Origin of the sequence: Pseudomonas sp. KBS0707 (assembly GCF_005937945.2) — a bacterium.
Classification (GTDB): domain Bacteria; phylum Pseudomonadota; class Gammaproteobacteria; order Pseudomonadales; family Pseudomonadaceae; genus Aquipseudomonas; species Aquipseudomonas amygdali.
On the sequence record NZ_CP041754.1, the window covers coordinates 1,651,585 to 1,665,443 of the forward strand.

General features: G+C 56.6%; 12 protein-coding genes and 2 pseudogenes. 8 read left to right on the forward strand and 6 right to left on the reverse strand.

Annotation, left to right across the window (positions count from 1 at the left end; genetic code table 11):
- Positions 1-179: 179 nt before the first annotated feature.
- A pseudogene (locus FFH21_RS07850) lies at positions 180-1,382 on the reverse strand (MFS transporter).
- A gap of 109 nt (positions 1,383-1,491) precedes the next feature.
- On the opposite strand from FFH21_RS07850, the gene FFH21_RS07855 reads away from it, so the two are divergent.
- Positions 1,492-2,400 (forward strand): LysR family transcriptional regulator, encoded by a 909-nt coding sequence (locus FFH21_RS07855; RefSeq protein ID WP_011168080.1) that lies wholly within the window; start codon positions 1,492-1,494, stop codon positions 2,398-2,400.
- A gap of 32 nt (positions 2,401-2,432) precedes the next feature.
- On the opposite strand, the gene FFH21_RS07860 is transcribed toward FFH21_RS07855, so the two are convergent.
- The 3 genes from FFH21_RS07860 to FFH21_RS07870 form a co-directional block, all read right to left on the reverse strand.
- Complete coding sequence (locus FFH21_RS07860) at positions 2,433-3,023, reverse strand: polyribonucleotide nucleotidyltransferase (polynucleotide phosphorylase) (protein ID WP_002552548.1); 591 nt, start codon at positions 3,021-3,023, stop codon at positions 2,433-2,435.
- Between the two features lie 141 nt (positions 3,024-3,164).
- Positions 3,165-3,977 (reverse strand): VacJ family lipoprotein, encoded by an 813-nt coding sequence (locus FFH21_RS07865; RefSeq protein ID WP_011168082.1) that lies wholly within the window; start codon positions 3,975-3,977, stop codon positions 3,165-3,167.
- Positions 3,970-5,268, reverse strand: coding sequence for a serine protein kinase PrkA (locus FFH21_RS07870; protein ID WP_005733991.1), 1,299 nt, complete (start codon positions 5,266-5,268; stop codon positions 3,970-3,972). The genes FFH21_RS07865 and FFH21_RS07870 overlap by 8 nt, the downstream gene beginning before the upstream one ends.
- 1,276 nt (positions 5,269-6,544) lie before the next feature.
- Here FFH21_RS07870 and FFH21_RS07875 point away from each other — a divergent pair.
- The 3 genes from FFH21_RS07875 (at position 6,545) to FFH21_RS07885 (ending at position 9,602) form a co-directional block, all read left to right on the forward strand.
- Positions 6,545-7,399 carry a glycine betaine ABC transporter substrate-binding protein gene (locus tag FFH21_RS07875; RefSeq protein ID WP_002552551.1) on the forward strand — a complete coding sequence of 285 codons (855 nt, stop codon included), beginning with the start codon at positions 6,545-6,547 and terminating at the stop codon, positions 7,397-7,399.
- Positions 7,400-7,635: 236 nt separating this feature from the next.
- Positions 7,636-7,947, forward strand: coding sequence for a DUF485 domain-containing protein (locus FFH21_RS07880; RefSeq protein ID WP_002552552.1), 312 nt, complete (start codon positions 7,636-7,638; stop codon positions 7,945-7,947).
- Positions 7,944-9,602: a cation acetate symporter gene (locus FFH21_RS07885; RefSeq protein ID WP_011168083.1), complete on the forward strand. Its 1,659-nt coding sequence runs from the start codon at positions 7,944-7,946 to the stop codon at positions 9,600-9,602. Before FFH21_RS07880 ends, FFH21_RS07885 begins: the two co-directional genes overlap by 4 nt.
- Before the next feature lie 105 nt (positions 9,603-9,707).
- On the opposite strand, the gene FFH21_RS07890 is transcribed toward FFH21_RS07885, so the two are convergent.
- A complete protein-coding gene (locus tag FFH21_RS07890; protein WP_002552554.1) occupies positions 9,708-9,866 on the reverse strand; it encodes a DUF3309 family protein in 159 nt (52 codons plus the stop codon).
- Between the two features lie 314 nt (positions 9,867-10,180).
- On the opposite strand from FFH21_RS07890, the gene FFH21_RS07895 reads away from it, so the two are divergent.
- From FFH21_RS07895 to FFH21_RS07915, 4 genes and pseudogenes are all read left to right on the forward strand, one after another.
- Positions 10,181-10,558, forward strand: coding sequence for a DUF2784 domain-containing protein (locus FFH21_RS07895; RefSeq protein ID WP_004664232.1), 378 nt, complete (start codon positions 10,181-10,183; stop codon positions 10,556-10,558).
- A 103-nt stretch (positions 10,559-10,661) separates the two neighbouring features.
- The gene (locus FFH21_RS07900; protein ID WP_005746252.1) at positions 10,662-11,477 is read left to right on the forward strand and encodes an SDR family oxidoreductase; all 816 of its coding nucleotides are present in this window, start codon (positions 10,662-10,664) and stop codon (positions 11,475-11,477) included.
- 431 nt (positions 11,478-11,908) lie between these two features.
- Positions 11,909-12,241, forward strand: coding sequence for a YnfA family protein (locus FFH21_RS07910; RefSeq protein WP_011168084.1), 333 nt, complete (start codon positions 11,909-11,911; stop codon positions 12,239-12,241).
- A gap of 169 nt (positions 12,242-12,410) precedes the next feature.
- Positions 12,411-12,524: pseudogene (locus FFH21_RS07915) on the forward strand (carbon storage regulator); the annotation flags it as partial.
- Between the two features lie 62 nt (positions 12,525-12,586).
- Here the strand turns inward: FFH21_RS07915 and FFH21_RS07925 are convergent.
- On the reverse strand, positions 12,587-13,846 hold the full coding sequence (locus FFH21_RS07925) for an IS256-like element ISPsy17 family transposase (protein ID WP_004663377.1): 1,260 nt from the start codon (positions 13,844-13,846) through the stop codon (positions 12,587-12,589).
- Positions 13,847-13,859: the final 13 nt, after the last annotated feature.

A 13,859-nucleotide genomic window follows, 5' to 3' on the forward strand; every position in this document is an offset into this window, starting at 1 on the left:
CTGCACATTGGGAAGGCTTGCCTGTTCCGGAGTCAATTAACTGACAAAAACAGCCAGGAAACAGGTTCAAAAATATGACGAAACATACAAGCAGCGGCACATTGGAATAACCGGGCAGTGTAGTTGCGTCTTTGCAAAAGTACTGCCCGGTGACATCCGGCTAATCGAGCCGGGCCAGGTTATGCGGCTGTCTTGTTTTTCTGAATCCCGGTCATCCAGGCGACAGCAATGGCCAGCAATGCAACGACGGCTGCGACATATCCAACTGCATTCAGGCCCAGATGCTCAATGGTCAGACCGCCAATGATCGATCCCAGACCTATACCTGCGTTGGCGGCCGAGACGTTCAAGGTTCCTGCCAGTGCCTGGGCCTGCGGTGCCGCTTTCATCACCCTGATCTGACAGATAGGGAACAACGCTGTGTGGGCAATGCCCCAAATCACCAGCACCACGGCCAGTAACGGCATCGAGCCTGCGGCAGGTACGCTTGCGGTCATGCCCAGCGCCAGCAGCAGCGCAAACACCATGGTTGAGCCCAGCGGGCTGCGGTCCACATACCGGCCACCCAACGCATTGCCGATCAGGCCGACTGCACCAAAGCCCATTAACTACCAACCTACTTGAGCCGACTCGATACCTGCGATGCGTTCCAGCGTATCTGCCAGGTAGGTGTAGGCGCCAAACATGGCAGTGAACAGCAAAATGGACAGTAGCAGGTTGGCGAGGAACAGCGGATCTCGCAGGATTTTTGCCTGCTCGGCGAGGCCTACCTTTGCGGTAGGTTCAATACGTGGCATCGACAACGCCAGCAGCACTGCCATTAATGCAGACAGCAGCGTCAGCGCCCAGAACGCGCCGCGCCAGCCCACTGCATCGGCAAATACGGTGCCCAGCGGGATGCCGAACAGCATCGCGGCGGAGATACCGAGGTAGACCTGCGCTACAGCCTTGCCAGCGCGCTTCGGTCCGGCCAGCAGGCTTGCGGTTTCACTGGCGGTGCCCCAGAACACCGGCAACGCCAATGCTGGAATGAATCGCGCCAGTGCCAGCACCCAGATGTTGCTCGACACCGCAGCCAGAGCGTTGGAGGCCGCGAAAATCAGCAGGATGGCGATGAACGTACGCTTGCGGTCCAGGTGCGAAAGCATGGCTGTCAGCGGCGGGCCAAACAGCATCACCGTGAAGGCGAATAGCGTGACCAGCAAACCGGCAGTAGAAATGGAAATTCCCAGATCGCGGGCCAGTGAAGGCAGCAGGCCTATGATGAGAAATTCAGTGGTAACGATTACGAAGCCAGCCAGCGCCAGGATCGCGATGGACAAGCCAGCACCGGTCGAGCTTTCGCTATTGGTGCCGGAGGCGGCAGTTTCCAGAGACGGCATGATACGAACCCATAAAAAATAAGTTCGCCAGCTTATTGCAGAAAATGATTCCTATCTTTGGCAAATATTCCGTACATTATGGACTTAAATTCACTAATTGGTCTTCCATGTGCTGTCCACTGACCGCCTCAAGGGCATCGAAACGTTTGTCGCCGTTGCCAATGCTGGGAGCTTTACGGCAGCCGCTGACCGCTTGAGTCTGACCAATTCCGCAGTCAGCAAAAGCGTTGCACGCCTGGAGAGCCGCCTGGGCATGCGTCTGTTCGAGCGCACTACCCGAAGTCTCGCGCTGACCGAGGAGGGGGCGGCCTATCACGCTGTGTGCACGCGCATGCTTGCCGACCTGGAGGCTGCCGAAACCGCGCTGGCGGCGCAGCGTACAGAGCCCGCCGGACAACTGCGTATCGATCTACCTGCGACCTTTGGTCGTTTGCACGCTCTGCCACTGATCCTCGCCTTCACCGGGCAGCATCACAAGCTGCGCCCGCGGATAACCTTCACTGATCGTTTCGTCGACATTCTTGAGGAAGGTATCGACCTGGCCGTGCGCATCGGCGGTCCTGCTGTCTGGCCAGCGGGCGTGGCGCACCGTTACCTGGGCACCGAGCGCGTGATCTTCTGTGCGGCACCGGCTTATCTGGAGCGGCACGGCATACCGACGACGTTCGAGGACCTTGCCAGTCACGCATGTATTCTGTTTGGTCGTGGCGATGGCAGCACCAGCCCTTGGTTGTTTGTTGACGACCAAGGGCAGCGTGAGGCTCGCGCTGTCGAAGCGCGGCTGGTTATCGGCAACGGCGAAGCCCAAGTGGCTGCGGTGACTTCGGCGTGGGGCATTGCGCAGCTGGCGACCTGGCTGATCAGGGAGCAGTTGCAGCGTGGCGAGTTGGTGGAGATCCTTCCACAACTGGCCACTGACGGTTTGGCGCTGCATCTGGCCTGGCCGCGCAACCGCGAGTCATTGCCCAAGGTGCAGGCGCTGGTTGAGCGACTGTCAGAGGCGTTGCGGGTGGATTAAGCCATACTGGTCAGAGCCACCCGATGCTCGAATCATTCGCCTATGACGGCCTTCACCAGCGCTGCGTGTTCCTTCGGGTTTTTCGCGTTGGAGACCACGTTGAGCACGGCTGCGCGGGCACCCGAAGCAGCAATGATCGATGTGCTCAGAACCTGGGCGTCGCTCATGGTCGCCGAGGTATCCAGCTGCCGTACACCCAGACCGTTCTTCTTGACGATCTTTTTATCACCCAGCTTTTTGAAGTCTTTGTAGCCGGTACTCTGCTGGGCAAGTATCCCGGTGACCAAGCCATCAAGCACTACGCCGTCGTTGTCGCTTGCCTGCACGCCCATTGGCATAGGCGTCTCGGTAACGATCAGCACGCGTTTTTCAGCGGCATTGGTGTACAGCGCACCCGTCACCCCCTGAGCTTTTGCCTTCGCGTCAATCTCGGGCATCTCGCCCTGCACGTAGCCCGCAGGAATGGTAAACGCCAGTTTGCCACCCAGCAGCGACGCCTTTTGTACCGCAGCGGCGGCAGGCGCAGCGGCCTGGGGCTTGGTCGCGGCCTGAACGCTGACCATGCTCTGGCAGGCTGCCAGTGCGACACACACAACAATTGCCTTGAAACCGAAAGACCGCATGGAAATTCCTTGTTTGTCTGTTAAATGGAGATGGATCGAGGCCTGTGTGCCCGAGGAATGTGAGTGGCCCGGCAGGTAAAAGTGCCCATAAAAAACGGCCAGCAGGATCACTCCGGCTGGCCGTCCTTTATTGCGTTTCGCTTACTCGGCGATCTGCAGTTTGCGCGACTCGGTATAGACGTAACGCACTTTCTCGTACTCGAATGGCGAGTTAAGCTGGCCATAACGGAAGCTGGTGACATACCGGCGATCAATCGCACGCAGCACGGTGATTTCCGGATGGTCGTCGCTGACTTCGGCAACGTTCAGGAAGTTGATCTGGTTTTCAGCCGTGTAGTCAAACAGCATACCGCCCGTGTCACGCAGGTTCGATGGACCGAACAATGGCAACACCAGATAAGGGCCGGCAGGAACACCATAAAAGCCCAGCGTCTGGCCGAAGTCTTCGCTCTGGCGCGGCAGGCCCATCATGGTCGCCGGGTCCCACAGACCGGCGATGCCGATGGTGGTGTTGAGCAGCAGACGGCCAGTGGTGTCCAGCGAACGCTCACCCTTGAACTGCAGCAGGCTGTTCAGCAGGTTGGAGATGTCGCCCAGGTTGCTGAAAAAGTTGCTCACGCCGCTGCGTACGAAGCCGGGTGTGATGTAGCGATAGCCGTCCACGACCGGCAGGAACACCCATTCATCAAAGCGGTAGTTGAAGTGGTACACCCGACGGTTCCAGGATTCCAGCGGGTCGTAGACTTCCAGCGCGTTAATGGAGGCGCGCTCGAACTCACGCTGATCCAGCCCCGGGTTGAATTGCAGTGACTTCAGCGGTTGAGTGAAACCGTCAGCATCGGTCTGACGGGCCACAGTGGCCGGGTGCTGAGCCTTGTTGCTGGTATCCGCGTCAGCGGCCTGGACTGTGCCGGCACAGAGCAGAGCGGCAAGAAGTAAAAGACGTTTAGCCACGGAAAAACTCCAGCATGGCGTCGGTGTTGACGCGGTAATTAAGGTTGCCGCAATGCCCGCCGTACGGATAAACGGTCAGACGATCCCCGAAGGTCTTGCGCAGGAAGCCCAGATCACCCGAGCCCAGAATCACATCGTCAGCGTTGTGCATGACGGCAATCTTGGTGTTGCTGTGCAGGTAATCCTTGAGTGCGTAAAGACTGACCTGGTCGACCAGCTGCAGCAGGCTACCGCCGTCAGTGCGGGCGCGCCACATCGGAATGACCTGTTCGGTCAGGTAGCAATCGAAGTCGCATTGCAGGGCACGCTTGAGGAACGGCGTCAGGCTGGTGCCTTCAGAGATAGGGAATTTTGGTGGCGTGATCAGGCCGCGACGGTTGATCAGGTCCGAGGTGAACGCGATGTCGGCCGACGAGAAGCGGAACGAGGTACCGATCAGCATCGCCATCTGCTCATTGGTCAGGTGCTGCTTGGACTGCTGAAAGTCGAACAGCAGTGCATCGTTGAGGTCGATATAACCCTTTTGCCGGAAGTAACGGGTCAGCTTGGCCAGCACCAGCTCGTAGAACGTGGTGGTGTTGTTGATGCCCTTGACGTTGGTCTGCACCAGTTTGTCGAGGTTGCTGATCGAGGTGTAAAGGTTGACCGGCGGGTTGAGCAGCAGCACTTTCTTGAAGTTGAAGCTGCGGCGGGTTTCATCCAGTTTGCTGACGAAGGCGGCATTCAGTGCGCCGAGGCTGTAACCGGTCAGGTAATAGTCGGTCACCGGCAGTTGCGCCTGCTGGGCACGAATGGCCTGCATGACGCGATAAATGTCTTCTGCGTCGTCGGTGGAGACGCCAGGAGTGGCGAAGCGCGAGGCCGAACTCATGAAGTCGTAGCTGGTGGGCGAAGACAGCTGCACGACGTGGTAGCCCGCGCCGTAATAGAGTTTTTTCAGGAATTCATTGATGGTGCTGTTATACGGCGCACCGGTGCCGGCGATCAGGAAGATCAGCGGGGCGGCATGGTCCTGCTTCGCCAGGCGATAGTGCAGCTTTTTTACCGCCCAGAAGTTGTCCGGCAGGGTGAACTCGCGCTCGGGATGCAGGTTCAGGGTGTAGACGTCCTGATCGATGTCTTCATCGTCAGGCAGATCGGGGCGCAGATCAGGCGGTGTGGTCGCAATGGTCGCTTCAAACGGATTAGTCAGCGGGTAGCCATAGGTAGCAGAGTCGACGGTGGTTGCCAGAGCGGACGCACTTAAACACAAGCCACCTATAACGGTAGCGAAGCGCAGAAAACGGAGCATGACTAAATCCCTTGGGAAAGAAGTGCTGATGAGATACGCAGGCTATGACCAAGGTGTAGTGCCAAAGTGCCGCATCCACCGGTTAACCGTGTAAATTATGACGGAACAATACACGTTCTTTGGATTTTGCAATGCAGTTATGCGGTTTATTTTTCGCAGGCGACGTAGATTGGCTCGGTTTGACCATACAGGCGGGGGACTGACTGCCGCTACATGCCGCTACGCTGCAGCTTCCTGTGGACGAAAAACACAAAGGAGAGCCGTAGCTCTCCTCCAATGTGTTTTACCTGCTCTTTTTATTGTTGTAGGGCGGCCTGTTATTGTTGTTGATGGCCAGTCCCTTTACAGCGTTGTTGAGCGACCCCCATCCGGGGTCAAGAGCAAACGTATTTTTTTGAGCGCTGACTCGCTTTAATCACCTGTCTGCACAACATCGTGATCCCACCGGTTCGGAAGCTACCTGAAGGTAGTTTTATTGTTCTCTGTCCGGTCGCGAGGCCTTTCACCGAAAGGTCCCTGTAAAGCTGATCCACTCCAAAAAAATCTGTTAGCTGCGCCTCTGTCCGTTTTGTTCTTGTTATGTCAGAGCCGTTACGTCTTGTTTTTATTGGTTTGCCGCTTCGTTTCTTGTTTTTGTTGTACAAGAGAGATAGCAGAAGCTGTGCCAACTTTTTAAAGTGCTTTTAAAACAACGATTTAGCTGTTCTGCGGGAGGAGGTGAGTGGGCTGCGCTGGAAAAACTGTTCCCGTGTTACCCGTTCGGGCCGGTGGATGTGAGTCGGCGGTAACACATCCTGTTTCCTTTTATAAAACGAGCAGGCTGAGACGTTTTTCAGCAGCGCTTGTCGCTGATGACTGCATGTTGTCGTTTCCCGTTGCCCGAGTGTCGTAGCCAGAGCATGTCTGCTTGCCCGGCAGGTTGATGATGACGGTGGCAATTTGCTGCGTGTCACTGCGCGTGGCGGCGATCAGAGCGCAGCGTGCCCCGACACTGGACGCTCTGCGTTATACATCAGCCCCGGAGAGCCCGGGAAGTGATGCTTTCAAGCTTCTGCCCGCAGGGCGTGGGAGCGAACTTGTTCGCGAAAGGGCCGGTACAATCTCTGAATATGCATCGTCTGAGATACAGCCTTCGCGAACAAGTTCGCTCCCACGGCCCTCAGCCAGAATCACAAGCAACGTGTGTATGACGATGAGAGCCAAGCGTGGGTGTGCGCTTGAAAACAACGTTGACGAAGCCCGACAACCGTCGGTGCAGACTTCCGGGGAAGCGACAATGATGATGCGAAAAATACTGGGGGCGGGTGCCGCTCTGGTGCTTGCTGTCAGCTCCACGCTGGCGATTGCTGAAACCAAAACCCTGACCATCGGCTATGTGGAAGGCTGGTCCGACAGCGTCGCCACCACCTTCGTGGCTTCCGAAGTGATCAAGCAGAAGCTTGGCTACGACGTCAAACTGCAATCGGTCGCGGCCGGGATCATGTGGCAGGCTGTGGCCACCGACAAGCTCGACCTGATGTTGTCTGCCTGGCTTCCGGGCACTCACGGCGAGTACTACACCAAGTACAAGGATCAGGTCGTCAACTACGGGCCCAACTTCAAGGACGCCAAAATCGGCCTGATCGTGCCTGAATACGTGAAAGCCAAAACCATCGAAGACCTCAAGACCGATGCTTCCTTCAACAAGAAGATTACCGGGATCGATGCCGGTTCAGGGGTTATGCTCAAGACAGATCAGGCCATCAAGGATTACGGTCTGGACGGTTACAAACTGCAGGCGAGTTCCGGCGCAGGCATGATTGCCGAACTGACTCGTGCGGAGAAAGCGCAGAAAGCCATCGTCGTCACCGGCTGGGTGCCGCACTGGATGTTCGCCAAGTGGAAACTGCGTTTCCTGGAAGACCCTAAAGGCGTCTACGGTGCAGCTGAAACCGTCGACAACGTCGCCAGCCTTGGCCTGGAGAAAAAAGCCCCCGAGGTCGTGGCCTTCCTGAAAAAATTCCAGTGGGCATCCAAGGATGAAATCGGTGAAGTGATGCTGGCGATTCAGGACGGTGCCAAACCTGAAGCCGCTGCCAAGGACTGGGTAGCCAAGCACCCGGACCGGGTCGCCGCATGGACCGCTAAATAGTTCTACAGCCCTCTGCAAAAGCCGTTTCAAGGCCGTCTGGTGCCATCGCCAGACGGCCTTTGCCTTTTCTGGATCACGGTATTTTCTGCACAGGCTGACTTGTGGCGGACCTGTGCCGTGCAAAGAGGTTCATCTGCGGCTAGTGTCGTTCTAATACTAAGGTCGTCTGGAGTGCGCGCCGGACCCGACTAAAGTGCGTTACGTGACATCTCATCTGTGCTGCGAGGACAAAAACAATGAACGACAGCATTTACCTCTCGATTCAAAACAGCCCGCGTTTCAAGGAGCTGGTATCCAAAAGAGAGCGGTTCGCCTGGATTCTCTCGGCGATCATGCTTGGCCTGTATGCGGCCTTTATTCTTTTGATTGCGTACGGACCCCATATTCTGGGGGCCAAGTTGAGCCCGACTTCAACCATTACCTGGGGAATGCCGATAGGCGTAGGGCTGATCCTCTCCGCGTTTGTGCTGACCGCCATCTATGTTCGCCGTGCCAATGGCGAATTCGATGATCTGAACAACGCCATCCTGAAGGAGGCTCAGCAATGATCCGGCGCCTATCAGCAGCACTTGGCCTTGCCACATTCGCGCCGACTCTCTGGGCGGCAGACGCATTGACGGGCGCCGTGCAGAAGCAACCCCTTAACATCGCCGCGATCGTCATGTTCGTGGTATTCGTCGCCTTCACGCTGTACATCACCTACTGGGCGTCGAAAAAGAACAAGACCGCGTCGGACTACTACTCGGCAGGCGGCAAGATCACCGGTTTCCAGAACGGTCTGGCAATTGCCGGTGATTACATGTCGGCAGCGTCCTTTCTGGGTATCTCCGCACTGGTCTACACCTCCGGCTACGATGGCCTGATCTACTCGATCGGCTTTCTGGTGGGCTGGCCGATCATTCTGTTCCTGGTCGCCGAACGCTTGCGTAACCTGGGTAAATACACATTTGCCGACGTTGCGTCGTATCGCCTCAAGCAAAAGGAAATTCGCACCTTGTCCGCCTGCGGCTCGCTGGTGGTAGTGGCGTTCTACCTGATTGCGCAAATGGTCGGTGCCGGCAAGCTGATCCAGCTGCTGTTCGGTCTGGACTACACGGTTGCGGTGGTACTGGTCGGCATCCTGATGTGCCTTTACGTATTGTTCGGCGGTATGCTGGCCACTACCTGGGTGCAGATCATCAAGGCGGTCATGTTGCTGTCCGGTGCGTCGTTCATGGCCCTGATGGTTATGAAACACGTTAACTTCGACTTCAACATGCTGTTCTCCGAGGCGATCAAGGTTCACCCTAAAGGTGAAGCGATCATGAGCCCTGGCGGTCTGGTGAAAGACCCGATTTCAGCGTTCTCGCTGGGTCTGGCGCTGATGTTCGGTACTGCTGGCCTGCCGCACATTCTGATGCGCTTCTTCACCGTGAGCGATGCCAAGGAAGCCCGCAAGTCTGTGCTGTACGCAACCGGCTTCATCGGCTACTTCTACATCCTGACCTTTATCATCGGTTTTGGCGCGATCCTGCTGGTCAGCACCAACCCGGCGTTCAAGGATGCAGCGGGCGCCTTGCTGGGCGGTAACAACATGGCAGCGGTTCACCTGGCCGATGCGGTCGGTGGCAGCCTGTTCCTGGGCTTCATCTCGGCAGTCGCCTTCGCCACCATTCTGGCAGTGGTTGCCGGTCTGACCCTGGCAGGTGCTTCGGCGGTCTCCCATGACCTGTATGCCAGCGTGATCAAAGCGGGCAAGGCCAACGAGAAAGACGAGATCCGTATCTCGAAAATCACCACCATTGCGCTGGCAGTCGTGGCGATCCTTCTGGGTATTGCCTTCGAAAGTCAGAACATCGCGTTCATGGTGGGTCTGGCGTTCTCGGTCGCTGCAAGCTGCAACTTCCCGATCCTGCTGCTTTCCATGTACTGGAAAAACCTGACCACCCGTGGCGCTATGATTGGCGGCTGGATGGGCCTGATCAGTGCCGTGGTGCTGATGATCCTGGGGCCAACCATCTGGGTGCAGATCCTGCATCACGAGAAAGCCATTTTCCCTTACGAATACCCGGCGCTGTTTTCTATCGCCATCGCCTTCGTAGGTATCTGGTTCTTCTCCATCACCGACAAGTCGAAAGCGGCAGAGGGCGAGCGCGCCTTGTTCTACCCGCAATTCGTCCGGTCACAAACAGGCCTGGGTGCCAGCGGTGCGGTTTCGCACTAAGTGCTGAAGCAGTAAATGAAGCAGCCTTCGGGCTGCTTTTTCATGGGCCAAAAAAAAGCCCCGCCTGGAAAGGCGGGGCTTTTGCCTGTTGCTTGAAGCAACAGGTTATATCTTGCCGAGCAATACCAGAATCAGCAGGATCACCAGGATAGTACCGATGATGCCCGACGGACCGTAGCCCCAGCTGCGCGAGTGCGGGAATACCGGCAGACCGCCAACCAGCAACAGAATCAGAACGATGATAAGAATAGTGCCGATGCCCATGATGAGTTCCCTCTTTCATTTAATTTAGTTAACAGATGCAGTACAGAATTTCATACCCAACGGCACTGAATTTGCCTGCTTGACTCATCCGACTATGGCCACTCGGGAAAGGTTTCATCTATTTTTAATAATTTCTTACATATCTAAAAAATCATTAAAATCATGGGCTTGATGTGTTTTTGTCCGACAATAATTCGGGTCTAGTTGATGGAAAGTGCCTGAAATTATCTTAAAAATAATTGAACTAAATGGCGTGAAAATTCTCCGCTGATTTGCACAGATGACCTGATTGAAATCCAGCAGAGGGCGCGCAGATGTTTTATCGAGTGGCGGCAGATGCCGTGGTCGCGTTTCATCTACTGTTCATCGTATTCGTGCTATTCGGCGGTCTGCTGGTAGTGAGCAGGCCGTGGCTGGCATTACTACACGTTCCGGCAGCTGCCTGGGGGGCTGCGGTTGAGTTTCTGCATCTGTATTGCCCACTGACACCGCTGGAAAACACACTGCGCCGCACAGCCGGTGAGCAAGGATATGACGGCGGCTTCGTCGAGCATTATCTGATTCCGCTGATCTACCCGGCTGGGCTTACGCCGGGCATACAGCTGTGGCTGGGGGGCATTGTGCTGTTGGTCAATGTGTCGGTGTACGGCCTGTTATTGATGCGTTTCGTATCACGCGTGCGGCATTCATAAGCTTCGGGTTTGCTCCAGGCATTCAGCGCCTTGATGGTGGGGTTGTAGGGCCCCGGCTGTGATTACACTCAGGCAACTCCTGCACATCACAAGGCACTCGGCTATGCAAAACCGCATCATGATTACTGGCGCCGGCTCAGGTCTGGGTCGTGAAATTGCACTGCGCTGGGCGCGCGAAGGCTGGAGGCTGGCGCTGTCGGACATCAACGATGCCGGTCTGCAGGAAACCCTGATGCTGGTGCGCGAGGCGGGTGGTGACGGGTTCGTTCAGCGTTGCGATGTTCGCGATTACAGTCAGCTCACGGCATTTGCTCAGGCATGTGAAGAGCGACTGGGCGGCATCGACATCATCGTCAACAACGCGGGCGTGGCGTCGGGTGGCTTCTTCAACGAGCTGTCGCTGGAAGACTGGGACTGGCAGATCGCGATCAACCTGATGGGGGTCGTCAAAGGCTGCAAGGCGTTTTTGCCTATGTTGCAGGCCAGCAAAGGCAAAATCATCAACATTGCGTCGATGGCCGCCTTGATGCAGGCCCCGGCGATGAGCAATTACAACGTCGCCAAGGCAGGGGTTGTGGCACTTTCCGAAAGCCTGCTGGTTGAACTGCATGATCAGGGCGTCGCCGTGCATGTGGTTTGTCCGTCGTTTTTTCAGACCAACTTGCTGGATTCGTTTCGAGGCCCGACGCCTGCCATGAAAGCGCAGATCGGCAGACTGCTGGAGAAGTCACCGATCACTGCCGCAGATATTGCCGACTACATCTTCAGGCAAGTAGCCGCAGGCGAGTTCATGATCCTGCCCCACGAAGAAGGCCGAATGGCCTGGGACCTGAAGCGCAACCAGCCACAGGCGATGTATGACGAAATGACCATCATGTGCGCAAAGATGCGCGCCAAGGCGCAGAAAGGGCATGCCTGACACAGCTCAAAAGCGGACGCGAGCATCTCACTATCGTGCGATGCTCCCACGCTGGAGCGTGCGGAACGATAACCTCACTATCGTGCGACGTTTCGGGCCGGAATGCCGTTGCGTACGTTGACTATCGTGCGACGCTCCGCGTCGCATGCCGTTCCGGATGCTCTGCGTCCTCTTGCGACGCAGAGCGTCGCGACCTGCATTCCCACGCTGGAGCGTGCGGAACGATAACCTCACTATCGCGCGACGTTTCGCGTCGGCATGTCGTTGCGTACGTTGACTATCGTGCGACGCTCCGCGTCGCATGCCGTTCCGGACGCTCTGCGTCCTCTTGAGTGGCGCCGCGTTGGGTGTTCAGGGTCATTAAGGTCATGGGGACGCTGTTTTCTGATAGGGTTGCGCCCATCCTTTCAGCCCCTTTCAGCGAGTCCATCGTGCTCAATTACCTGTGGTTCTTTCTCGCAGCCCTGTTCGAGATATTCGGCTGCTATGCCTTCTGGCTATGGCTGCGCCAAGGCAAAAGCGCGCTGTGGGTCATTCCGGCACTCATCAGTCTGACACTGTTCGCGCTGTTGCTGACACGTGTGGAAGCGGCCTATGCAGGACGAGCCTATGCGGCGTATGGCGGGATTTACATCGTCGCGTCGATTGCCTGGCTGGGGCTGGTCGAGCGGGTCAGGCCGCTGGGTACGGACTGGCTGGGTCTGGCTTTCTGCGTGATCGGCGCGACTATCATTCTGCTCGGGCCGCGCTGGTCTGCTGCATGAAAACTGCGGCTGCCAGCGATATTTCCTACAGATTTAACTAGAAAGTAAGACCCTTCCTTCAGTCTTTTCCGATGCGTTTGAAGGGCGTTACTGATTTGCCATCAGCGCATTGAAGCGCTCGGTTTCGCGATGCACCCTGCCTTTTTGCGCAACGAGAAGGGTGGGAAAAATGCTGGTACTGACGCGGGAAATTGGTGAAACGTTTTCAATCGGTGATGACATCACCGTGCAGATTCTGGGTATCAACGGCAATCAGGTGAGGCTCGGGATCAATGCCCCGAAAGGGGAGTATCAGTTTTTTTGTGTTCGGGCTGGTTAGGGCCTGCCGTCAGGCAGGCCCTTGTTTTACCAGCTCGGTCTGGTAAATCGGTCTCCGTACAGGATCGCAAATTGATTCATTGCCACTTTCCAGTCGTGTGCCGCATGACCCCAGTTGGCGGTGATGTTGCGCAACCCAAGCCATATCAGTTTCGTCGCAGCCTCATCGGTCGGGAAGTGCCCTCGAGTCTTGATGATCTTGCGTAACTGGGCATTGATGCTCTCGATGGCATTGGTCGTGTAAACCACTTTGCGAATGCCCGCCGGAAAAACAAAAAACGGTATAACCCGATCCCAGGCGCGACGCCATGCAGCAACTACAGTCGGATACTGCTTGCCCCAGGGGCCCGCTTCAAAGGCGTTAAGCTCTTGCTCAGCCACATCGGCATTGATCGCCTGGTAGATCGGCTTGAGTGCTTTGGCCAGTGCCCGACGTTTATCCCAAGCGGCATAGTCCAAGCTGTTGCGGATCAGATGCACGATGCAGGTTTGCAGCGTCGTGGCAGGAAAAACCGCCCCCAACGCCTCCGGTATTCCTTTGAGGCCATCCGTGACGGCGATCAGAACATCTTCAACGCCACGAGTCTTGAGGTCGTTGAACACCTTCATCCAAAACTTGGCACCCTCGGTGCTCTCGATCCATATACCCAGAATGTCGCGCGTGCCATCAGGTAATACCCCCAGCGCCAGATAAATAGCCTTGTTGCACACTAACCCCTCGTCCCGGATTTTGACCCGTAACGCATCGAAGAAGATCACCGGATACATCGGTTCCAAGGGTCGTTGCTGCCAAGCGCCCACCTCTTCCATGACCGCATCGGTGACTGAGCTGATGAAGTCATGGGACACGTCAGTTCCATACTGCTCAGATAGAAAAGCGCGGATCTCACGCACCGTCATGCCCCGGGCGTACATGGCAATTATCTTGTCGTCGAAGCCTGTAAAACGTCGTTCGTGCTTGGGAATCAGGATCGGGGCGAAGCTACCATCGCGGTCTCTGGGGATATCCAGGCGAAGCGGCCCGTCGTCGGTCAGAACCGTCTTGCTGCTTTTGCCATTGCGCTGATTGGTCGCCCCCTCAGGGCGCTCCGCGCCCTGAGGGTAACCAAGGTGGTGACCCAGCTCGGCGCCTAGCGCACGCTCGATCAGAGCCTTCTTGAACGCCATGGACGCGTCTTGAATGGCTTCGGCGCTCATCGGGCCTTTAACAAACTGCTCGATCAGCTCTTGGGGAATCGAGGGCAACTCCCTCGCTGTTGCATTGGCGGACTTCTTTTTGGTCGGCATACATGCACCTCTA

What these genes read in the sequence shown, in the direction of transcription:
- FFH21_RS07870 (WP_005733991.1), bottom strand. Translation starts at nt 5,268, where the DNA reads ATGCTCCGTTTTCTGCGCTTCGCTACCGTTATAGGTGGCTTGTGTTTA.
- FFH21_RS07880 (WP_002552552.1), top strand. Translation starts at nt 7,636, where the DNA reads ATGAACGACAGCATTTACCTCTCGATTCAAAACAGCCCGCGTTTCAAG.
- FFH21_RS07895 (WP_004664232.1), top strand. Translation starts at nt 10,181, where the DNA reads ATGTTTTATCGAGTGGCGGCAGATGCCGTGGTCGCGTTTCATCTACTG.
- FFH21_RS07925 (WP_004663377.1), bottom strand. Translation starts at nt 13,846, where the DNA reads ATGCCGACCAAAAAGAAGTCCGCCAATGCAACAGCGAGGGAGTTGCCC.
- FFH21_RS07900 (WP_005746252.1), top strand. Translation starts at nt 10,662, where the DNA reads ATGCAAAACCGCATCATGATTACTGGCGCCGGCTCAGGTCTGGGTCGT.
- FFH21_RS07875 (WP_002552551.1), top strand. Translation starts at nt 6,545, where the DNA reads ATGATGATGCGAAAAATACTGGGGGCGGGTGCCGCTCTGGTGCTTGCT.
- FFH21_RS07885 (WP_011168083.1), top strand. Translation starts at nt 7,944, where the DNA reads ATGATCCGGCGCCTATCAGCAGCACTTGGCCTTGCCACATTCGCGCCG.
- FFH21_RS07860 (WP_002552548.1), bottom strand. Translation starts at nt 3,023, where the DNA reads ATGCGGTCTTTCGGTTTCAAGGCAATTGTTGTGTGTGTCGCACTGGCA.
- FFH21_RS07890 (WP_002552554.1), bottom strand. Translation starts at nt 9,866, where the DNA reads ATGGGCATCGGCACTATTCTTATCATCGTTCTGATTCTGTTGCTGGTT.